The organism is Luteolibacter pohnpeiensis (assembly GCF_016595435.1).
GTDB classification, from domain to species: Bacteria; Verrucomicrobiota; Verrucomicrobiia; order Verrucomicrobiales; family Akkermansiaceae; genus Luteolibacter; species Luteolibacter pohnpeiensis.
On the sequence record NZ_JAENIJ010000006.1, the window covers coordinates 107,001 to 128,924 of the forward strand.

Sequence of the window (21,924 nt, forward strand, 5' to 3'; positions counted from 1 at the left end):
TAAGATTAAGCCCGCGTTAAGCACGCAAAGATGATGAGAGAAGGAGCGATTTTTTGTTTTTTGAGCGCGTCTTTCAGTCCTCGCCCGGGAGCTCAAACCCTGATCCCGCAAGGTCTCCGCCCTCACGACGCAGGGATTTTTTCTTTTCCCGAGCCTCGCGGAAAAAACTTTGGATCAACGCCAGACATTCATCGCCCATGACGCCGGGAACGACCTCGCAACGGTGATTCAGTGGCGGATTTGCGTCCAAAAGGTTGATCCAACCGCCCGCAGCGCCAGCTTTCGGGTCCGGGCAGCCAAACACCACCCGATCCGGCCGACAATGGACGATCGCCCCCGCACACATCGGGCATGGTTCCTTCGTCACAAACAAGGTGCAGCCTTCCAACCGCCAATCGCCCAGAACGTTTTGGGCGGCGGTCAACGCCAGCATTTCAGCATGCGCTGTGGCGTCTTTCAGCGTTTCCACCTGATTCCAGGCCCGTGAAATCACACGTCCTTCCTTGATCACCACAGCTCCCACCGGCACTTCCGTGGCCGCATAGGCACGCCGCGCCTCGCGTAGCGCCTGGCCCATGAAATAAACGTCGCTGTGCAGGTCAATGATTGGTCCTTCTTCGTCCACACCCGCTTGCTACCGACTCTTTCCCGGCGATACAATGTTCGATGTTGGACGTCCGGCGATCCTTGCTCCATCATTTGCTCCGTGATCCCAAAAACTTTCCAAGACCGCGTCATCGCCCCATCGCTGCTCGCCGCTGATTTTTCCAAGCTCGGCGAGGAAACCTCACGAGCCATCAATGCCGGAGCCGACTGGATGCACATGGATGTCATGGACGGGCATTTCGTCGACAATATCTCCTTTGGCCCCGCCATCATCCAGACGGTCCATGAAACCAACGACATTTTCCTGGATGTGCACCTGATGATCTCGCGCCCGGACCACTACTTGACACGCTTCATCGCTGCCGGTTCCGACTCGATCACCGTGCATGTGGAAGCGGATCACGATGTGGCGGAAACGCTGATTCGGATTCGTGAAGCCGGTTGCCAGGCGGGTCTTGCGCTGAATCCCGCCACCCCGATCGAAGCGGTGATTCCCTATCTCGACAAAATCGACCTTTTGCTCTGCATGACCGTTGTTCCCGGATTTGGCGGGCAAGCCTTCATGGCTGAGATGCTCCCTAAAATCAAAGCCGCCGCCGAGCTGCGCGCGGAAAAAGGCTTGAGCTATCACATCGAGGTCGATGGCGGGATCGATGCAACCACCGCCGCTCAATGCGCGGTCGCCGGGGCCAATGCCTTCGTTGCCGGCTCCTCCACTTTCAAAGCCCCGGACATGGCAGCTGCGATCGCGTCGATCCGTCACGCCTGAGAATTCCTCTAAACGATTTCTGCCCACTGTGGCGTTGATTGATCAAATCCATGAAGTTTTCCGCTATTCTTGCTGTCGTCACCGCTTGCATCGGTTTTGCCGTTGGCTGGGTTGCAAAACCATCCACTGCGGCAAGCGCCAGTAGCGCAGCCAACTCAGCCCAGCCGCCGCCCCGGGTTCGCCCACCTGCACATCGCGATACGCCGCCTGATGCGCCAATTCGCCCTGATTTCGCAGACGAAACATTGCCTCGGCTGGGGAATCCGGCTGATCTTACAGCACGGAGAAACGCAGCTCAGAGCATGGATTCGGCCAAGCTCATGCGTCTTGCTGAAGCGCTGCAACTGACCAGCGACCAGGAATCCCAGTTGGAAAAAGCGATCTCAGACAGCACCTCTGCAATCACGGAAGATCAGTTCATCAAGGGCCTCGCGCAGAGAGGAGACTACATCCTTTCCGCCCTGAAAACGCTGCTCAGCCCGGAACAGCATGCCGCCTTCATCAAATTGATGGAACGCAGTCAGGACAACACCATTGAGGCCAGCACCCAGCGCCAACTCGCGGATTTGATCGAGCAAATCGATCTGACGCCACAGCAGCGGGAAGCGATCGCAGAACAAATCCGGCAACAATTGCGCCAGGATTCCAGTCAATTGCCACCTTCACTCGCCATTCTCTCAGACACCTCGCCGCTTCCACTTGGTGGTAGTCAATTGCCGGTTGCGTCCTTGCGCGCAAGCCAGCTAAGCCCCGACGGTGCGCCAACCGATCCGAAGGCTCCCGAGCTAACTTCACAGCAGTTGGAAGGCATTCTAACACCCGCGCAAGCCGCGCAATTCGACGTGATCGAGGCCAAGAAGCAGCGTCTTCTTGAAACCCTCCGCCGTATGCCTCGCTAAACCAAGCGCAGCAGGTTGGTTTTCAAAAAGTCGGTCTCTGCAGCGGGAGTCCGGCCGAAGAAGCGCTTAAACTCACGGCTGAACTGCGGCGCACTTTCATAGCCGACCGCCACGGCGGCGCTGGCGGCCGTGTGACCTTCGTGCACCATCAGGTTGCGGGCTTTGTGAAGGCGGATGTTTTTCAAATACTGGAGTGGTGGCGAACTGGTGACCGCCTTGAAATGGGAATGAAAGGTGGACACGCTCATACCCGCCTCGGCGGCAAGTGTGGCCATGTCCATCGGTTGTGAGTAATCCTTGTGAATGCGTTGCAACACCCGGCTGATCTGGCCGAAATGGCTGTGGGGTGCGGCAAGCGCGCGCAATGGACCACCCGCTTCACCACGCAGCACGCGGAAGATCATTTCGCGAACCAACATGGGGCCGAGGATGCGGGCGTCTTCCGGATTGGCCAGAGCTTGTACGAGGCGCACCGTAGTATCATACAGGATGTCATCGAGCGGGTTGGCTCTGATTGCTTCCGGCCTGCCCATGGGGATCGGTGGAGAGGTTTCCATCTCAATCATCAAACTGCCAACCAGCGACGGATTGACTCCGATCGAAATCCCTAACAAGGGTCCTTCCGGCGATGACAGGGTTTCGCATTCGAATGGAAGCGGAACGGAGAGAACCAGAAAATGGTTCGCATCGTAGGTGAAGACTTTGTCGCCCAGATAGCCGCATTTTCGTCCCTGGGCGATGATCACGATGCTCGGCTCATAGGAGACCTGGGCGCGGATGGAGGGTCGGCTGGATTTCATGAAACGCACGCCGGGAAGCAGTGAGTCACTGAAGCCTTCCTCCATCGCCAAGGCGTCCAGAAGTTTCACCAGTTGACCTTGGCGCGCGGCAGCAATCGTTTCCGTGTGGGGTTGTGCTTCCCGTTTCATTTGGAAGAATAGGCAATGGTTTTGATGTATCTGGCAAGCTGGATCTTCGGAGTCGGAGGATTAGGCAATCATTCCATTTCATCAGGTATATCGAAAAGAATGATCCTTCATTAGGGTGTTGGGCATCGGGACGGCGTTCGTCGTTTCCCTCATCAACCTACCATCCCATGCAAACGAAAGAGTCAAAAGTTATCCTGATCACCGGAGCAAGCAGCGGAATTGGCGAAGCAACCGCCCGACTGCTTGCCGGTCAGGGCCATCATGTGGTCATCGGCGCTCGGCGCGTCGACCGGCTGGAAGCCATTGCTTCCGATCTCCGAGCTACTGGAAGTATCGTAGAATACGATTCGCTCGATGTGACGGATCTGGACGATGTTCGGGCATTTGCCGGACTCGCGATTCAAAAGTTCGGCCGCATCGATGTGTGGATCAACAACGCCGGCCTCATGCCACTGTCTCCACTCGACGCACTCAAAGTTGACGAATGGAACCGCATGATCGACGTGAACATCCGCGGTGTTCTCCATGGTATCGCGGCGTCGTTGCCGATCATGAAATCCCAAGGCTACGGCCAAATCATCAATGTGTCTTCCATCGGTGGACATACGACCTTTCCGACCGCAGCGGTTTATTGCGCGACCAAATATGCAGTCGTCGCGATTTCCGAAGGCTTGCGCCAGGAAAACCACGACATTCGCGTCACCGTGATATCTCCCGGTGTCACGACTTCCGAATTGGCAGGGACCATTACCCACGAGGCGTCCGCGGACTACATGGAAGAATTTCGCAAAATAGCCATCCCGGCCGCAGCGGTCGCGCGGGCGATCTCCCATGCGATCGATCAACCGGCGGATGTGGATGTCAGCGAAATCATCGTTCGTCCAACTGCCAGCAGTTATTAATAGTTATATCATTCAACCCAACTACCATCATGAACCATCAAAACAAAATCGCACTCGTTACCGGCAGCTCACGCGGCCTTGGAAAAAACATCGCTCAACATCTGGCCCGCGCTGGCGCTGACGTCATCATCACCTATCGCACCGGCAAAGAGGAGGCGGAGCAAGTGGTCAGCGAAATCCGTGCACTGGGTCGCAAAGCCATCACGCTGCAACTTGATGTCGCGGACACAGCAGGCTTCGCGGAGTTTGGCGAGACTTTGAAATCGTCCCTCGCCACGACCTGGCAGCGTGAAGACTTCGACTTTCTCATCAACAATGCCGGCATTGGCATTAACAAGTCGATCGCCGATACCACGGAAGATGATTTCGACCAGTTGATGAACGTCCACTTCAAGGGCGTATATTTCCTCACCCAAAAGCTGCTTCCGATCATCAAGGATGGCGGCCGCATTGTGAACACATCTTCAGGCCTCGCCCGGTTTTCCAATCCCGGATACTCGGCTTATGCTTCGATGAAAGGTGCCATCGAAGTCTTCACCCGCTACCTCGCATCAGAAGTCGGGAAGCGCCAGATCACCGCGAATGTGGTGGCTCCTGGCATTATCGAGACCGACTTCACCGGAGGCGCGCTAGCCAGAGAGGGCATGCGTGAAATGATGGCTTCGCAAATCGCGCTCGGCCGTGTCGGTGTCCCGGATGACATCGGAGGCGTGGTCAATTTCCTCTGTTCGGAAGCTGGCCGTTGGGTCAATGCCCAGCGCCTGGAAGCTTCCGGCGGCATGAAAATCTAATGCCGCCGGGTGTGATTCCCTCCCGGCATTCATCGGGTGTCTCAAGATATCATAGTTTTTTTTGAGGCGTTTCATTTCCTTGCCTTTCAGCTTCGGTTGAACTGAAGTGTGGATATGGATCGAAAAGCCGTGCGTCTTGTTAGACATCCGATGCTTGCCGGATTGGGTGGTTGCGTGATCGGCGTTCTGCTGTTCTACGGTCTCGATCAACGGGCCGGGCAAAACGATTCGAGCAATCCTTCCGAACGAACAGATCGTCCTGCGCGGCGGCCGGTCCACCGTGCATCGACGCCTGCTTCTGTTTCGTTTTACGTTAAGCGATTTCAGCAAATCGCGCTGCAGAATGAGGCGGATAGCAAATCACTGGCGCTGGAAATCATCCGAACTCGGGACAAATCGCGGATGCTTGAACTGGAGATGGCGTTTCAGCGCTGGATGAGTTTCGAAAAGCCTCTTGATTTGTTAGATAAGCTGCCAACCCTGGTCGAGAGTGATAATGCAGGTTTCTGGGCGGAACCGTTTTTCAAAGCCTGGGCCGCCAAAGATTATCCCATGGCTATGGCCCTTTCCAGCGATATGGGCATTTTCAGTCACTGCCGATTTTTGACTGCCATCGAATATCAGGACCCTGCGGTTTGGAATTATGCCGAAAGCGGATTATTCGGATTGTATGACAGAGAGGCCGTCCAATCGGGTTTGTTCCGACTGGGTCGGGATAGGCCAGATTTGTTGCGCGGCCTTGAAGTGGATCGCATTCCCGCGATCGCACTCTCAGAGGTTGTAACCGGACTTGCCAAGGGCTGGGCATCGGTTGATCCCAATGCGGCTCTCGCGTGGTTGCAATCGCTTCCGATTGATGACGATGCCAGAAAATGGGCGACGGCCGCCATGCAGGCAAAATTGTCGAAGTCAGATGCACCGGCGGCGGACCCTTTCATGGATGTGACCGATTTGTATCAGAAACTTGAGAAAGATGGAGATGCATTGCCCAGTCTCTGGTCTACATTAGTCACAGGATCCAGCTGGTATCCTACTGACCCGGAGCTTGCAGCGAAACAGGCCGAGGCTTTGCCGCCTGGGAAAATCCGCGATACCTTGATGAACGCAATCGCCTACATCTGGTGCGCCCAAGATCCAGATGCTGCCTATGAATTCGCGCAGCGAAATGGATTGAGGACCGAGTCCCTGCCGATGCCCTTGGATCGGGATCAGCTTGAACGGATCGCATCCGAGCCACGCGCAGCCTTCACCGATTTGTTGAAAGCCGCGAAGGAGAATCCAAGATGGGTCGATACCTATCATCAAGAATTGATGGAATGGGCCCGGGTACAACCGGAGGAAATGGCGGATTGGTTATGGAATGAATGGAACCAAGTGGATCTAACTCATGTGTCGTCTAGTGAGTCATTTCAGTTAGGTCAATTCATTGCCTATCAATGGGCGCAATATGATGCGACCGGCGCGGTGGATTGGGTTGAAACATTGCCGGATGGACCGGCGAAGTCCTCGGTTTGGAGTAGTATGATGTTTGACGCTGCCCGCTATGAGCCGGAGCGTGCTTTTGATCTAACCATGAAAATCGAAACCGGCGAGGGGCGGGAGAAATTGCTTCACTCGGCCTTGGAGTGGATGGTGCGGAATGCCGGAAAGCCCTCCGCGTTGGCTCATTTGAATGAAGCTGACTTGGGAGATGAGGAGCGCGCTAGTCTGCGGCGCTTCGTTATGGAAGGAAACGGATCTAACTGATACTGGCCATGAAGTTCAATCGAATCAACATCGCATCCTGTGTGTTGGGTGGAGCATTGGGATATGCAATTCCGGCAGTATGGAACGGGGGCCGTAGTCATGAAAATCCACAAGAACCTTCATCTCGTGGAAATGTAAGTAGTGCGGCGAGACAGCGGCGGGAGCTGATGAATCGCTGGCGGGATTCCAGAACGGGTCTGGATCAGAGGATGGCGGCTTTTCTGGAACAAGTCGGCCAGCTCAAGCGGGATGAATGGCCGGCTTTTTTCCGCGATCTGGGCCATGATCCCGAGTGGAATCAACTCGCCGCTCAACTCTGGGCGGAATCTGATCCAAAGGGTTTTTGGGAATACCTTCGCGATTGCAGGGATGCTTCTGAACTCACCCGATGGGGGCCGGAGTTGCTTCTGACCTGGGCAAAGCAAGATCCAGATGCAGCTATGGATGCTGCCATGATGGTGACGGATCGTGTCGCGGGTGATAAACTCAGGACTAAGCTCGTCGATAGCGTATTGGATCGGGATCTATCAAAAGGCTTGGAGCTGGCTGCTCGCGCGGGAGACTTTAATCGCTTTAGCACAGGGCCTAGAGCATGGATTGATCGCGATCCCGAAGCTGCGGCGCGTGGTTTGGCAGCGCTTCCTGCGAGCAGTGATTATCGGAGTTTTTTGGAAATGGCGATGGAGTCCTGGGCAAAGAAGGACCCGCAAGCCGCCATGAACTGGATGGTGGAGAACGGCTCGTTGAAGATGCAATTCGATCACAATCGGGATTGGGTCAAGAGCGGGTTTAAAGTCGCCGCAATGACGGACCCGGATGCTGCCATTTCTGCGGCATTGGCAATTGAAGATCCGGCTACACGAGATCCGGCGATCGCCGGAGTCCTTTCAAGCGGAGTGGTTGAGCCGAAGAAAGTAGCCGAGCTGCTCGCCAGCTGCAGCCCGGCGATCCAGGCTGCATCCATTAGCTCGATCCTCTGGGCATTGCCGAGAAACACGCTTGCGGATTTAGAGACTGCAACCGGGATATTGACGCAAGGGCCAGGATGTAAAAACGCGCTGTTTGCCGCTCGGAGTTTGGCGGTGGATTATACCCGCTTGGCAAGTACGGACCAGCAGTGGAACTGGGTCGCTTCGTTGCCTAGCCTGGCCATGCGTCGAGCGGCGATTGAAGTTTATGTCGTAAGTTCGTCGGAGGACCGCAATGCTCTCGCCACAAGGATCAGTCAATTGCCACTGTCCGAGCTATCAGATCAAATTTTCAGGAAGGCATTGAGTCGAATACCGGCTGAGGATCAAGCGATGTGGATCAGCAGGCTACCATCAGATCAGGCCGCATGGGCGCGGAGCGTGATCCATCCAGACTGATGCGGCTGCCGATGACGAGGCGATGCCTATTTAAAGTTAGGTGAAGATTTCTTAAATTCATGACGAAGCCGTGACAATTGGCATCTGAAAGTAGGATGTTATGGCAGTCATGAAGACGAAAACGATTTTCCTCTGCCTGTTTGCGATCGGAATTCCCGGCATGGCCCTAGCGGATGAGCTGCCCTTGAAGGATTTGTTGCGCGATGGGCTTTACTCGGAAGAAGTCAAACGCGATCCGGAAGCCGCAGCAGCTCAGTATCAGGAACTGCTCGACCGCTACTCGGCGCAGCGCGAGGTCGCAGCTGCCGCGTTGTTTCGCTTGGCGGAAGTTCGCCGCAAGCAGGATCGCAAGGACGAGGCGATGGCGCTCTATCAGAAGTTGCTGAGGGAATTTCCGGGGGCGGAAATGGAAAGCAAGCTGGCCCGTGAAAATCTGCTCGCCTTGGGTGGAAAGTTGCCGGAGATCACCGCGCCCGGTGCTGATGAAGAATTGCAGGAACTTGCCCGGCTCGAAGCTCTCAAGAAAACCGCACCGGATATCCTGTTGGATCCTGAAACTTTGAATACAGCGGCAGCGAATAATTGGTTGCGGGTAGTGAATTATCTCATCAAGGAAGGAAATCGTCCAGAGGCTGGGAACGCGTTGGTCTCTGCAGTTCAGAAGGGATATCTCGAAATCGTAAAGCGGCTACTGTCAGATGATCCAAAGTATCCGGAAGAAACTCGCGCAATGGCGATGCAGTCGGCAATCGCTGATGATCGTTCTGCCGTTTTTCGGGAATTGTTAGACCACGGCTTTGGCTCAGTCAGTTTGTCGATGGATAATTATAAAACACCAGTGCTGACGTATGCACTACTGAATGGAAAAAAGCAGGTTGCGGAGTTCTTGATCGAATCAGGGGTGGATTTGAACGAACAATGCATAAAACTAAATAGGGAAAACGACTCACGAATAACTGGTGGGCCTCTTCATCAAATGATTTCAAATGGCAAGTTTTCAGACGCAATCTGGTTACTGGAAAAAGGAGCGGATCCCAATCTGCAAGATTCTGAATATGGCCAGACTCCGCTACAGCTGGCCGCGAGGTCAAAAATGGCCGGAGCCGTCGATGTAATGGCTCGCTTGATCGGAGCTGGCGCGGATGTGAATTACGTGAGCGAGATCGTAGATGCAAAATCTGACGAACCGAATAAGTCTCCACTGGTGATGGCGATTCATTCCAAATATGATGTGGTTCGGAAAGTCCGTCTTCTCATCGATAAAGGTGCGGATCTGAATCATCAGCAGGAAGCAATCGAAGCTGCGGTGCAATGGCTGGATGATGAAAGGGTAATTCTTGAGCTCCTTGGCATTTTCGACGGCTTGAAATTTCGCAACGTCCTTAGTCAAGCGGTCACGGATGGTCATGCTGAAGTGATCAAAATTTTACTGAAGCGCAATGCAAACGAGCCTGGGGCAGTTGGCTTTCAGCAGGGCCTGCTTAGTGGTGCATGCCAAACATCGAACGTATCTTCCGTTCGCGCGCTACTCGAGTCTGGAGTCAATCCTAACGGGTCCAACTATCTTCAGCGCTTGGTGGAAGATAGTTATAGTAGAAACTCCAATTCGGCCAAAGCGTTTGAGTGCGTCAGGATTCTTGCCGAATATGGTGCCGAACCATCGGATGAATGGATCAACAAGGGGTTTGAGGCGCCGAGTGTTTCGGTAGATGGATTGAAGTTGAGGTCGTTCTTGTTAGATCAATTCGTGATCCCCAGATCGACATCATCGAATGAGATACGTCTTGTCGTCGAAACGATGGAAAAATTGGAAATTATTAATTTGGGGGAGCAAAATTTTCAAGGCTCTCAAGTCAACCTAATGAGATGGTTGGTGAGGCATCCGAATCATCAGTATCTCTATCATGGCGGCAACGATTTTGCGGGGCCAACCTGGGAAATCTGGAGTCGTGATGATCAGGGGAGTTTGAGCAAGCGGGGGTTGGATCTAACGAAGCTGGATAAGGATTTGAATCTAAGAACTGGTGAAGTGCTCGTCGCTCGATCTTTCACTTCTGAACCGACAACTCGAAGTTATGACCACAAATATTTACCCATTGATCAATCCATCCTGCAAAACTTTGAAAGTCAAATTCAGTTTCCGATCACGGTGGAGATGAATGGTGATTCAAAGCAAATGGTCGTCAGTGGAACCCGGATCGTCTTTGATCCGACCAAAAATGAACTGCCCCTTATGCCGGTTGGAAAATTGATGGATTTGCTGATTCAACCTGCCGGATTAAATCCATCAGGCGGCAGCAATGTAACGATTTCGAGAAACGGTGTGCCGGATGTTCAACTGAGTTACCCATCTGAAGCGGCATCCGGATTCAATCTTGAGCCGGGTGATCGGGTGAAGCTTGAACGCTCGGCTGAAAATCTCGAGGCGTTCAAAAAAGTGATCGACATGAGTTTGACGTTGGAGGTCGAAGGTTATCCGTATCGACGAGAATTCGAGGTCAGCCCGAGTTCCAAATCGCCGACCTTGATCCAGGCACTGATCGACACCCAAGTGCCGAATTCCCTCGGTTGGCTTGAGTTGAAATCGATCAAGGAGCTGACGGTCGAGAATCGAGCTCTTCTCCGATCCAAACTCACCGGTTCGACATTGTTGCCGCATCCGGATTTATCGAACATTCGGATATTGCGGAAAAAAGAAGACGGTAGCCGGGAGACACTTCACATCGATCTCACCCAGGCAGTCGCGGCTTCAGGTGACGGCACATCGAGCGACGAAGCGCGCAAGTTTGACGTGCCGCTTTTACCAACCGATACGATCGTGCTGCAGCTGAAGAAAGATGATTTGGACAAACCGTGGACTGGTTTTTCAAAGGAAGAAGAGCGATTTTTCGCACAAGCCCTTGCTGGGTCGGTGAAAGTTACTCGTCCCAGTGGTGTGATGGACACCGTCGTGCTTGATTACCATCAGCCCAGATATGTCGAATCGGAGGGCGAAATGCTGCCGCTTCCTCCAGAGCAAGGGACGGCTTCGATGCGCGCCTCATTGTTGATTGATGAAGGGGTTATGGAGTTGATCATCAGCGGTCAAAGGTCGAAACCCAATGATACACATCTAACGAGCGGAGACGAAGTGAACACTGTGGATTCCTATCATGGGGACCGACGCCAACCTCGTCCTCGTCCAGTTCTTCCTCCCCCCTCCAACTGATCTTGGTAAAAATGTTCATGCTCTCCAGCCGTTCATCGACATTCCTGTCTGCGGTCGTGCTGATTCCGCTGCTGGTGCTTGGCGTGTTGGCATGGCTGGGGACGCGGGCGCAGGTGCGTGCAGCGTGGTCGGCGGCGCGGGACGAGGCGAAACTTTCTGGTGCGGTGGTGGCGAATCTGATCAACCGAGAACTGGCGACAAGTGTTGAAGAGGTGCCGTTGTTCCCGGATCCGCCGGTTCCTGGGACGGGAACCGAAGTGGATAGCGATGACCTGGATGAGTTGCGAAGATTGCGCGACGATTCAGATGCCGGGATTTCGCCATCCGGTTTGCCGCGTCGGGTGCTGGCCGCGTTTCGGGTGTTCGAGATGACGCAAAGCGATGCGGATCGAGATCGCTTGCTGATCGTCGCCACCCAAGAGTCGCCATCGATTTTGACGCCGGTGGTTTTGGAGAAAACAGCGGCCTCGCAGGAACTGCAGCAACGATGGCAGCAAGGCGAGCACGCTCGTGCCGTGTTTCATCGACATCCGGAATTGCCTGCCGAGGGCGCATGGATTTTCGATCAGGGAGAGATATGGTGGTTAAGGAAAAGCGACGATGGGCTGAGCATGATCCATCCCGCACGCATTCAGCAGATCATCCGCGAAGCAAAGCGACGTTTGCCGACATGGGCAGAGTTGCGGATTCCTGGTGTTGCGAAGAGCGGTAAGGGTGAAGTGATGGAGCGTGCGGCGTTGGATTTTCCGGGCGAACGAGTGATGGAAATTGTCGCAGTTCGGCCGGAACTTTTTCAGGCAGCTGCACGCGAGCAGGCGCGGTGGACGATGGGGTTGTTAGGTTTTGCCGTGCTGATTTCAGCCGGTGGATTGTGGCTGATCCAGCGGACGATGGAACGCGAGCGTCGCTTGAACGCGATGAAAAGCGATTTCGTAGCGAGCGTTTCGCATGAGCTGCGGGCGCCGGTTGCCTCGATCCGGCTGATGGCGGATACATTGAAAGCGGGAAAAATCGAGTCACAGACGGTGCGGGAATTCCATGAGTTGATCTCGCGCGAAGGTGCCCGGCTTTCGGCATTGATCGAAAACGTGTTGGATTTCGCACGGATCGAACAGGGTCGCAAAGAGTGGGATTTCGAGCCGACGGATCTGGTCGGTTTGGTCGATGAAACGGTGGATTTGATGGTGCCTTTGGGAGAGGAAAAGCAGGTGAGTTTGGTATTTCAAAAACCTGCCAAAGCGTTGATGGCGCATGTCGATTCCGGGGCGATTCGCCAGGTGTTGGTGAATTTGTTAGACAATGCGATTAAGTTTTCACCGCAGGCGGGCGAGGTGCGAGTTTCGTTGGATCAAATGGATAGCGAATGGCGCATCGCGGTGGCGGATGATGGGCCGGGAATTGCGGCGGCGGATCATGCCCGGATTTTCGAACGCTTTCAGAGGCTGGGGGGCGAGCTGCGGAGGGAAACCCAGGGCACAGGCATCGGTCTGAGTTTGGTAAAAGCAATCGTCGAGGCGCACGGCGGTCGGGTGTCGCTGCGGAGCGAGCCGGGCAGGGGAAGCACGTTCACGTTGGACGTGCCTAGAGAAATGTTTTCAAAATCATGAGACTGTTGGTCATCGAGGACGAATTGCCGATGCGGACCGCGCTGGTTCGCACGTTGGAGGCGGAGGGGTATCGGGTGCGCGATGCTGCGGACGGGATCGCCGGGCTGGAGCTCGCCTGCACGGAGAGCTTTGATCTGATTTTGTTAGATGTGATGATGCCCGGCCTCGATGGCTTCGCTGTTTGCAAGGCGATGCGCGATCGCGGGCGCGAGATGCCGGTGTTGATGCTCACGGCAAAGGGGCTGATCGATGATCGGGTGGCGGGTCTTGATAGCGGAGCGGACGACTATTTAATGAAGCCGTTCAGCTTACGCGAGCTGCTGGCCCGGGTGCGGGCTTTGCTGCGGCGCGGCGAAAAAGAGAAGCAGGTGCCGGATTTGCTCTGGCTCGGGGCTGCGGAAATCGATTTCCACCGGGGCGTTGTCCAGCGGGCTGGGAACGAGGTGTCGCTCTCGGAAAAGGAAATCGGCATGCTGCGGCTGCTCGTGGCACATGCGGGAAAACCGGTGGCACGGGAGAAATTTCTCGATGTCGTTTGGGGCTACAACGCGTTTCCAAGCACTCGGACGATCGATAATTTCGTAGCGGCATTGCGCGCGAAACTGGAGGCCGATCCGTCTGCACCCCAGCATTTGCTGACGGTTCGCGGCGTGGGATACCGCTTGGATGTGTAGGCGATGGCGGCGTTTCAGGCATAGCCGAATAAAATGGATTTTGCTGTCTGATGGCAAAATCAAGAGGGCGGCTCAGACTGCTGTATGCGGGGGGAATCGATCTGGATGAATCCATCTCAGTTTCACGGGATGGATCGAATCACCTAATCGGGTTGACTAAGGGCCGTGACTTGCGGAGGTTGCTGGCGATGAAAATCACAATTCTGGCGTTGTGTGGCTTGTTGGCGGGAATGGCGCATGGGCGTGAGTGGATGAGCAGTGACCGGAAATTCATCGAGGCCGAATACGTGAAATTGGACGGTGATGTGGTGGTCCTGAAGATGGGCAAAAAGGAAGTGCGGCTGCCGATGGAGCGACTTTCAGAGGTCGATCAGCAATGGGTGCTGGAGCAGGATGGAAATCAAAATGCGAAGCCAAAGATCAAGAAGCAGGTGCAAGCCAGTTTGCCGACCACAGCGGACTTTGATGCACCGGTGCCACGCCAGGTTGGCCCGCCGGCGGATGTAACGATCGAGACAGTCAAGGAAGATGCCGATGCAAACGAGTATGTCTATGAGTCGAACCGGTTCGAGTTCCACTGCAACCGCAGGCTGACGTCCCGTTTGATTGAAGGATTTGCGAAGCTTTATGAAGCCACCTACGACGCAGTGCAGGCGATGCCTTGGGGGGCGACCCTGGACCCGCGGAATCCGAGTGGCAAATTTGTCGTGAAACTGTTTACGGAAGAAGCGGATTTCCTGGCAGCGGGAGGCATTAAAGGTTCGGCGGGAACCGCCACTGGGGCAGTTTCACTGGCGCAGCTTCGCTTTCTCGGCGTCAAGGACACCGGCAGCCGGCTGATTTTGGAAGACATCAGTGACAACGCAACAGTGGTCCACGAACTCACCCACTCGCTGAGAAATGAAGCGGATCATGGGCTGCCAACCTGGGCGGTGGAGGGATTTGCCGAATACATTGCTTCGGCGCCCTACCAACGCAGCGGTCGGTTTGATTTCGATCACCGTCTGAAGGTGGCGGCTCAGTATTCCAACGGCAAAAACGGAGCCAGTGGAGGGGTCTTCAAGCTGCCGATGCGATTGGAAAAATTTTTGGGAGCTAGCCGATCCGAATTTTACAAAGACGAAAACGGAGGACTGGGCAAAGGGGCAGGGATCAATTACGCGATGAGCGTCCTGCTAATGACTTATTTTTGGCACGCGGACAAAGGAAAGGATCAGTTTCCATCGGTCGGAGGACCGGTTCGTGCTTGGCTGCAGGCGATTAAAAACGGAAAATCCGAAAGAGAGGCCCGCCCGCTTTTGTTGGACGGACGGACCTACGAAGAAGTCGAGAAATCCTTTGTTGAGGCTTATCGCGGCGACATCAAACTGGAGTTCTGATGCTGCAGCGGGAGGGGCTCACGCCAGCTCCATGGCTTTGAGGAGGAAGTGGTGAACCTCGAAGTTGTGAATGAAGGCCGGGAAATGATGGCTTCCCGGGCCATACGCGCAGAATTCGATCATGTCGCCGGTGTGATCGCCGCTGGTCCATTGAATCCCGTGGTGTGCTCCAAATAGCGGGGCGACATCACCACTTTTCAGCCCTTGCGCGCGCTTGATTTCGTCCTTGGTCAAATCCAGGCCAGTCTCTTTCAACAGGAAATCGTGCAAGGGCGGCCCGCTCAGGCCCGCGCCCTTGCCGCGCATCCACTCCAGCGAGTGCTTGAATTGCTCGACCCGTTCAAAGCAGGCGGTAGTGCCACTGTAAATGCCGGGTGCCATTTTCTGATCCGGACTGGAATTCATTCCGTTGAGCTGGATTCCGCCCGTTCCGTGGTCAGTGGTGATGATGAGCAGGGTGTCGTCGTGCTTCGAAACATAGTCGAGCATCGCTCCGATGGCATGGTCGAAGTCGATCTGTTCGTGAATGCTGCCGACGGCATCGTTACCGTGGCCGCAATGATCGATTCGGGCACCTTCGACCATCAGGAACCAGCGGTCTTTTGAAATCGCATCCAGCTTTTTCACTGCAAACTCGGCCATTTCCTTCAGCGTCGGGCGTTTTTGGGTTTCGGTTTCGCTGGCTTCGCGATCGATCGCATAAGGCATGTATCCATCGGCAAAGGTGCCGAGCACCGGTGCCTTCGATGATGCATTGGCCTGCATCAGATCGTCCCGGTACTTGAATTGCTCGTAGCCGGCGGCCGCGTATTTTGCGCGCAGATCGTCGGGGAAAAATTTGCGGCCACCGCCGAGCAATACCGCCACTTCGCGATCGAGATATTGGCGGGCGATTTCCGCTTCGTTGCTGCGGTCGGCTACGTTCGCGGCGAAGCCCGCTGGCGTGGCGTGGGTGATGGTGGCGGTGCTGACAAGCCCGGTCGGGATGTTCTTTTCCTTAAAAATCGCCTGCAGAGGCTTGTTGAGATTGCCCTCAGGAGAGACGTTGATTGAGCCGTTGTTGACCCGGACACCGCCGCCCCATGCGCTGGCAGCGGCAGCGGAATCTGTCACCAGGCTGTTTGCCGAAAAAGTTTCCACCAGACCACGAACGACTGGCAGATCACGATACATGCTCATCCAATGGGTCCGGCTGTCCTTGAAATGGGAAAGGTAGTGCTGCGCCAGTGAGAGCGCGCCGTGATTCATGCCGTCGCTGACCATGAAAATCACTTTTTTCGGAGCGCCGACGTTATCGACAGAGCGACGTGTCTCCTGGGCGTGGAGCGCGGACTCGGCTCCGAACAATGCGGTCGTAAGAGAAGCCGCCTTCAGGAAATTGCGGCGCGAGGTGGTGGTGGATTGGTTCATGGCTTTCTAGTGAACGGGACCTTGCTTCACGAGATTTCTCGATCTGGTTGTCCCAATCAAGGGTCTAAACGAATGGTTACAAAAAACCCTTTCGCCCGCAGGGAGAGAAAGGGGTGGAACCTTCGGGAGCGAAAGCCTTCAATATTTCACGCCGCAGCCGTAGGGCTTGTTTGTGGCATTTTCGACGCTTTTGCCGCTGAGCACGGCATCCATGGCATTCGCGAACCATTTGTCTGCCTTGTCGATGTCCTCGGTGTCCGTGGTCGGCATGGAATCGACCGCGCCGTTGTAAACCAATGTGCCTTCCTTATTGATGATGAACAAGTGAGGTGTTGTTTTGGCGTTGTAGGCTTTGCCGACTTCACCGGATTCATCGACGATCAATTGACTGGATTTCAGGCCCTTGTCGGTCGCGACTTCGCTGAACTTTGAACCTTCCAAATAGCCGCCGTTGCCTTTGGCCGCAGAATTGATGGTCATCCATACCACATCCTTGCCGGTGTAGGTGGATTGCAGCTTCTGCATGTTGCCGCTGTCATAGTGCTTCTTCACAAACGGGCAGTCAGGATTGAACCATTCGAGAACGACGATTTTTCCTTTGCAGTCAGCGAGGGAAACTTCCTCACCTTTGGCATTTTTGGCGGTGAAAGCGGGGGCTGGTTTGCCGACTTCAGCGGCATGAAGGGTAGAGAGAGCGAGAGCTCCAAGCAGGCTTGCGAGTTTCAGTAGTTTCATGGATTTGTGATTCGGGATGAAAGAGCACATGAAGTGCAAGGGAACGGAGGGATGTCCGGGAAAATTATTCCAATTATTTGAAAACTAGTTGGCGGACCAGGAGACTTCGATCGGTTTCGGGGTGCCTTTGCCCGCGAGAACCAGGGTCAGTTCCTTCACCGGACCGTCCAAATAGTCGCTTTTGGTCGCGGTCGCCGCCCATTCAGCACCGTCTTTTTCAAAACGGATCGGATTTTGATCCTTCACGGTGGAGGCGGACGCCGGAAATACCTCGCAGGCACTTGGGTCGATCTTGGAATCTGCAGGAATTTTGAGGGTCAGCTTCAGCGCTGAATCCACTTCGGACACGCTCAAGGTAACGCCATCCATGGTTTTGGGGACCTCGGCGATGGCTTTGGAAATGATCTCGGCACTGTCACTCGGGCTTGGCGTTCCGGGAGCGAGCTTGAGAGTGAGTTCCGCATCGCCGGGGACGCAGGCGTTGTCATTGCAGGTGAGCCAGGAAATTTTTAAGCCGACCTGTGATGGGTTGCTCGCGGAATCCGGTGGGGTGAGCGTGATCGGGAAGGTGGCCTCGTTGATGTAGCCGAATCCGGCCAAGCCGCCGGTGTTGAAAGAAATCGGGACCGGATAAGAAACATCGCTCGCTTTCCAGCCGTCTGGGAGGTCCCATTTCAGGGAGAGCTTCATGCCTGCTTCGCCGGGATTGAGCCAGTAGCTGTGCCAGCCCGGCTCCATGCGGAGCTGCACTGCGGTTTGGATCGGCTTGCCAGGCTCGAAGGTTTCGGACTCCGTCAGCCAGCTGGCTGCGGCGTGACCGGAGTGCACCTCTTGGGCAAACAAACTGCCGGAGGCAGCTAGGAATAGGGCGGTCTTGAAAAGCATGGAGGTATACCATGCTTTGATTTCTTATCGACGCAAGTGGAAGATCTCACAAGCGTTTGAAGAGGGGTGAAGCTGGCGCAGCGGGCTGCGCGCTTATTTGGCATTCGCCTGCACCGTTGCCGCGGGGTAGCGGTAGTGGCCGGTGATTTGGTAATCGAACAGAACGTTCTCCCACTTCACGCCGGAATCGAGATGATGAACGATCCAAGGATGATTGCCGCGATCCAACGGTGATGGAACGACGATGCCAATGTGCGCGTCTCCATTTGGAAGTGTCCAAGTGACGATGTCTCCTGGATGGTAATCTTTTGCCTCCCGGCTTGGGCGGTTGTTCTCGTCAAGAATTTCATCGCCGTTGCGGCTGAAGAACCGCTGCAGGTTGGCAGCGCGGCGGTGGTCGATATTGGTATCGGGCCCGGTTGCTTGCCAGAGCTGTGGATAAAGACGGAAATTTTCCTCCATGTCATCATGCACCAGCTGTTGCAGGTCGATGCCGATCTGGCGGTAGCAGCGAATGATCACATCCTCCGCCTTGCCACGATTCAGCGGGATGTCGCCATTTGGATAATCAATGGTTCGGTAGGTATCGTCGTAAGTGACCGGGGCACTGCTGTAAGCGACGAGAGCGGCTGCGGCCAGCCGATCTCCCATGTTGTGTGAACTTTCCAAATTGGAAATCACCATGTTCGCCTCTTCGGCGGAAGTACCGGCCTGAGCGGCTTTCAAAAATGGAATGAACGGCCTGCCAATCATGAAGCCTATGCCAGCCGCAATTACCAGAATCACCCAACCGCCAAAAAAATTCGGACGCTTTGGTTTTTCCGGGCGAGGACCAATGTATTCGATGGTGTCGTAGAAGGCGGAGCGTTGGCGAGCCATGGTTATGTGAAAAAAAAGTCTTTCAAGGCGAGACAAGCAGACAGAACGCCGAAGAGCGATGAATTTTATCGGTCATCTCACGATTTTTCGCGTAGGTCGGTTCTGGACATCTGATGGAACGTCGGACAAACGGAGGAATGACGATTTTTGAAAGCCCGACACCCCTGCAATGGGGGGCGCTTGATGTGCCGTTGTTCGGCTTGGCGAAGGATTGGAACGGAAAAACGCTGGATGCTCCGGCGGCTTTTTCCCTGGCGAAAGATGCCGAACGGCTGTGGTTCGTCGCCAGCCACCAGAGGGCGGCGATGATTCATCCGAAAGCTCGCCCGGGCCGATTCTGCACGGAACTGTGGAAGTATGATGTCGCCGAATTGTGGTTGGGTCACCCGGGGAGTGGGCGGTATTTCGAGTTCAATCTGGCACCAAACGGGGCGTGGTGGACTTGTGAATTCACCGCGCCGCGCGTGCGAGAAGAGGAAGTGGAAATCGCCATGCCGGAGGTTGCGACCTTTTCGGAACTCGCGGCAGACGGCTCGTGGGTAGCGGCGATGGCAGTGCCATTGAGCTTGCTCCAAGCCCGACTCGATTTCGGCCCGGACACAGTGGCCAACGTATCGTTCGTGCTGGAGTCTCCCAATCAACGGCTGCTGACGGCGACGGATCTCGGCGGCGGCGAACCCGATTTCCATCGACCAGATCGCTTCGGCAAAGTGGCTTTCACGCCGATCGTTTGAGGACGCTCAGGGCAGATTGGCCTTGGGCGGCGGCTCCTGTTTCGGGGGTTGCGCCTTGGCCCACTCGAATTGCAACGGTTCTGCCGCGCTGAGGTGAAGGTCGCGTTGCGGAAACGGAATGCTGATCCCCAAATCTGAGAAGCGCTTCCAGATCATGAAACGCAAGTCGCTCGCGACAATGTTGAGATCGGTTTTGTCGTTGAACTCAATCCAGTAGTAGACCGTGAAGATCAGCGCGCTGTCGGCAAAATCATCGAAAATGACTTGAGGAGGAGGATCTTTTAGAACCAGGCCATGGCGATCGAAGCATTCCTTCAGGGTTTCGCTGACCACCTGCGGTGCGGATTCATAAGAGACGCCGATTTTCATCACCCGCCGCGACAAGCGATTGGAAAGCGTGAGGTTGGAAATTTGGTTTTCCAGGAAGAGCGAGTTCGGCACGATGGTCTCGACACCATCCGCGCTGCGAAGGACGGAGGATCGTGTGTTTACCTCAAGAATTTTCCCGGTGATAGAATTGACGCTGACGATGTCATCGACGCGGATTTTTCTCTCAAACAGCACGATGATGCCGCTGATGAAATTTTTAATCAGAGTCTGGGTGCCGAAACCCAAACCGATGGCAAGTGCACCGCCGAAGAACGCAAACACGGTGAGCGGGATGCGCAGCAGGTGCAAAGTCGTCAGGGCCAATACCGCGCCCACCAAAATCATCAGCCAGTTGCGCAACGTGTTGGCCTGCGCTTCAGCAATGCGGCCTCGACCGACCATGACGCGCTGCAATCTGCGGCTGAAGCGGGAGGAAAGCATGTAGGCGATGATGAAGAAAATCGCCGCGCTCAGGATCAAACCGAGTTCGATGCCTTGAGAGGTGGTGGTTTTCAAGCCATCCGGCCCGATTTCGGTGGTCGGAATCTCAAACAGCTTATGGGTCCAGACTCTACGAACTGCCCGGGTGAATTTTTCCCAGCTGAAAGAAATCCACGAAGTCCAGGTCGTGGGGCGCGCCGCGTCTTCGAAATCGTCGATCCAGCGACTCAGGTTTTTGCGGTAGTATGAGGTGGTCTGGATCAAGCGCTGGAGTAGCAGCTGCTTTTCGAAAAGTGTCTCGCGCGTGGCCGTCGCCAGCTTTTGACGCTCGCTGCCGGAGTTTTCCTTGGCACTGATGGAATCTTGATTGGCCAAGTCCGCGTTGACGGCGGAAAGGTCGTTGGTCGATACCATTTCCCAAGCGCTGAGTCGATCGCGTGCGTTGCGGAGGTCCTGGAGAATGGCTTCACGCTTGGTTTTGTTCTGCTCTTCCAGGTAGGCCTTCCGCTTGACGTAAATCTCCGGCATGAACGACTCCACGCTGGCCAGAGACTCCAGATTGTCCGCGATGAATTGCAGGGCATCGGTCCGGGTTTCAGCGGAACTCACCTTGGCTTGGGCGAGGTCCAGATCTTCCTGGGCCGCAGGTGGATCGTTTTTGGCTTTGAGAAGATCGAGCGCGCTCTGAGCTTTCGCGCGTTCCGCGGTAACGGATTTGATGCGAGGGCGGATGGCGGCCGCTTCTTTTTTCAGTGCTTCGGCGCGCTCCTGGGCGGATGAGCGAAGTTTCTCAATGTCTTCATCACTGAGAGTTGCCTTCTTTTTGGCCGCTGTTGCTTGGCGATCCAGCAATCCGGTTTCGGATTTGGCGGTCTCAACCTGCACTTCAAGCAGCTCGATATTGACCCGCAAAGATTCGGTTCTGACAGCGATGAGCTTGGTGGATTCCGCGGCAAACTCCAATCGCCAGGCATTCGCTGCATTGTCCGGATTGGCGGCGTTTTCCTTGACCAGTTTCTGCGTCTGGTCCTGCAGATCGGAGCTTTCTTTTTGCAGTGATTCCAGACTGCGCTGAAGCAGGGAAATGGAGGATTGGTAAGTGGATGCTTTTTTTGCGGACCCATCCCGGCGATTGATCAGATCGTCCACCATGAGCCAGGAATAAGGCGGTGGGTCGGTGAAGCCGGACCAGCTGGATGCGGCTTCGCGAGCGGTCTCAAGCGCCTTTTTCTCGTTCGGGATCGCATCGAAATACGTCAACGCACGGCTCACACCGCGGATGATCTGGTCCAGCGTTTGGCGCCGCGCCGCCAAGTCATCGGCGCTGATTCCCGCAGGCAAAGTCGGCGCCCCCTCGGAGTCGTCGAGTTTGGCCAGCTCACTGCGCGCGTCCGCCTGGATGCTTTTGAGTTTGTCGGCTCGCTGGGTGAGGGTCAGAGGCTTTGCCGAGGCGGCTGACTCTGATTTCGGCAAAAGGTTGGATAATTGTGCCGTTGCACGAGGCAGCAGAATCCCCAGCAGGGCCATGAACCAGACCAGCCGGAACGCCCGTTCACCAAGACGTGTGATCACTTTGTTTTTCAAAACCACCTGC

At 55.2% G+C, this 21,924-nt stretch carries 18 protein-coding genes; 11 read left to right on the forward strand and 7 right to left on the reverse strand.

Features of this window, described 5'->3' with window-relative positions:
* Positions 1-73: 73 nt before the first annotated feature.
* Positions 74-625 (reverse strand): tRNA adenosine(34) deaminase TadA, encoded by a 552-nt coding sequence (tadA, locus tag JIN85_RS05560; protein ID WP_325108426.1) that lies wholly within the window; start codon positions 623-625, stop codon positions 74-76.
* Positions 626-706: 81 nt separating this feature from the next.
* Between tadA and rpe the strand changes: the two genes are divergently transcribed.
* Both rpe and JIN85_RS05570 read left to right on the forward strand, forming a co-directional pair.
* Complete coding sequence (gene rpe / locus JIN85_RS05565) at positions 707-1,375, forward strand: ribulose-phosphate 3-epimerase (protein ID WP_325108428.1); 669 nt, start codon at positions 707-709, stop codon at positions 1,373-1,375.
* A gap of 50 nt (positions 1,376-1,425) precedes the next feature.
* Positions 1,426-2,274: a hypothetical protein gene (locus JIN85_RS05570; protein WP_200268459.1), complete on the forward strand. Its 849-nt coding sequence runs from the start codon at positions 1,426-1,428 to the stop codon at positions 2,272-2,274.
* On the opposite strand, the gene JIN85_RS05575 is transcribed toward JIN85_RS05570, so the two are convergent.
* The gene (locus tag JIN85_RS05575; protein ID WP_200268461.1) at positions 2,271-3,203 is read right to left on the reverse strand and encodes an AraC family transcriptional regulator; all 933 of its coding nucleotides are present in this window, start codon (positions 3,201-3,203) and stop codon (positions 2,271-2,273) included. The two genes, JIN85_RS05570 and JIN85_RS05575, sit on opposite strands and share 4 nt — an antisense overlap.
* 167 nt (positions 3,204-3,370) lie before the next feature.
* Here JIN85_RS05575 and JIN85_RS05580 point away from each other — a divergent pair, with 167 nt between their 5' ends.
* The 8 genes from JIN85_RS05580 to JIN85_RS05615 all read left to right on the forward strand — a co-directional run bounded on the left by JIN85_RS05580 (position 3,371) and on the right by JIN85_RS05615 (position 14,877).
* Positions 3,371-4,105 carry an SDR family oxidoreductase gene (locus JIN85_RS05580; RefSeq protein ID WP_200268463.1) on the forward strand — a complete coding sequence of 245 codons (735 nt, stop codon included), beginning with the start codon at positions 3,371-3,373 and terminating at the stop codon, positions 4,103-4,105.
* A 29-nt stretch (positions 4,106-4,134) separates the two neighbouring features.
* Positions 4,135-4,896, forward strand: a complete 762-nt coding sequence (locus tag JIN85_RS05585) for an SDR family NAD(P)-dependent oxidoreductase (protein ID WP_200268465.1) — start codon at positions 4,135-4,137, stop codon at positions 4,894-4,896.
* A gap of 114 nt (positions 4,897-5,010) precedes the next feature.
* The gene (locus JIN85_RS05590; protein ID WP_200268467.1) at positions 5,011-6,642 is read left to right on the forward strand and encodes a hypothetical protein; all 1,632 of its coding nucleotides are present in this window, start codon (positions 5,011-5,013) and stop codon (positions 6,640-6,642) included.
* An 8-nt stretch (positions 6,643-6,650) separates the two neighbouring features.
* Positions 6,651-8,009: a hypothetical protein gene (locus tag JIN85_RS05595; protein WP_200268469.1), complete on the forward strand. Its 1,359-nt coding sequence runs from the start codon at positions 6,651-6,653 to the stop codon at positions 8,007-8,009.
* A gap of 109 nt (positions 8,010-8,118) precedes the next feature.
* The gene (locus tag JIN85_RS05600; protein WP_200268471.1) at positions 8,119-11,217 is read left to right on the forward strand and encodes an ankyrin repeat domain-containing protein; all 3,099 of its coding nucleotides are present in this window, start codon (positions 8,119-8,121) and stop codon (positions 11,215-11,217) included.
* Between the two features lie 17 nt (positions 11,218-11,234).
* Positions 11,235-12,824, forward strand: a complete 1,590-nt coding sequence (locus tag JIN85_RS05605) for a sensor histidine kinase (protein ID WP_200268473.1) — start codon at positions 11,235-11,237, stop codon at positions 12,822-12,824.
* Positions 12,821-13,498 (forward strand): response regulator transcription factor, encoded by a 678-nt coding sequence (locus JIN85_RS05610; protein WP_234047256.1) that lies wholly within the window; start codon positions 12,821-12,823, stop codon positions 13,496-13,498. The genes JIN85_RS05605 and JIN85_RS05610 overlap by 4 nt, the downstream gene beginning before the upstream one ends.
* 188 nt (positions 13,499-13,686) lie before the next feature.
* The gene (locus JIN85_RS05615; RefSeq protein ID WP_200268475.1) at positions 13,687-14,877 is read left to right on the forward strand and encodes a hypothetical protein; all 1,191 of its coding nucleotides are present in this window, start codon (positions 13,687-13,689) and stop codon (positions 14,875-14,877) included.
* 18 nt (positions 14,878-14,895) lie between these two features.
* On the opposite strand, the gene JIN85_RS05620 is transcribed toward JIN85_RS05615, so the two are convergent.
* From JIN85_RS05620 to JIN85_RS05635, 4 genes are all read right to left on the reverse strand, one after another.
* Positions 14,896-16,287 carry an alkaline phosphatase gene (locus JIN85_RS05620; RefSeq protein ID WP_200268477.1) on the reverse strand — a complete coding sequence of 464 codons (1,392 nt, stop codon included), beginning with the start codon at positions 16,285-16,287 and terminating at the stop codon, positions 14,896-14,898.
* Positions 16,288-16,425: 138 nt separating this feature from the next.
* Entirely contained in the window at positions 16,426-17,022 is a 597-nt protein-coding gene (locus JIN85_RS05625) for a redoxin domain-containing protein (RefSeq protein ID WP_200268479.1), read from the reverse strand.
* 84 nt (positions 17,023-17,106) lie between these two features.
* The gene (locus JIN85_RS05630) at positions 17,107-17,907 is read right to left on the reverse strand and encodes a protein-disulfide reductase DsbD domain-containing protein (protein WP_200268481.1); all 801 of its coding nucleotides are present in this window, start codon (positions 17,905-17,907) and stop codon (positions 17,107-17,109) included.
* Positions 17,908-18,000: 93 nt separating this feature from the next.
* Complete coding sequence (locus JIN85_RS05635) at positions 18,001-18,786, reverse strand: DUF1287 domain-containing protein (protein WP_200268483.1); 786 nt, start codon at positions 18,784-18,786, stop codon at positions 18,001-18,003.
* Between the two features lie 113 nt (positions 18,787-18,899).
* On the opposite strand from JIN85_RS05635, the gene JIN85_RS05640 reads away from it, so the two are divergent.
* Positions 18,900-19,520, forward strand: a complete 621-nt coding sequence (locus tag JIN85_RS05640; RefSeq protein WP_200268485.1) for a DOMON domain-containing protein — start codon at positions 18,900-18,902, stop codon at positions 19,518-19,520.
* A 6-nt stretch (positions 19,521-19,526) separates the two neighbouring features.
* Here the strand turns inward: JIN85_RS05640 and JIN85_RS21900 are convergent, their stop codons facing one another.
* Positions 19,527-21,902: a mechanosensitive ion channel domain-containing protein gene (locus tag JIN85_RS21900; protein WP_200268488.1), complete on the reverse strand. Its 2,376-nt coding sequence runs from the start codon at positions 21,900-21,902 to the stop codon at positions 19,527-19,529.
* Positions 21,903-21,924 lie beyond the last annotated feature (22 nt).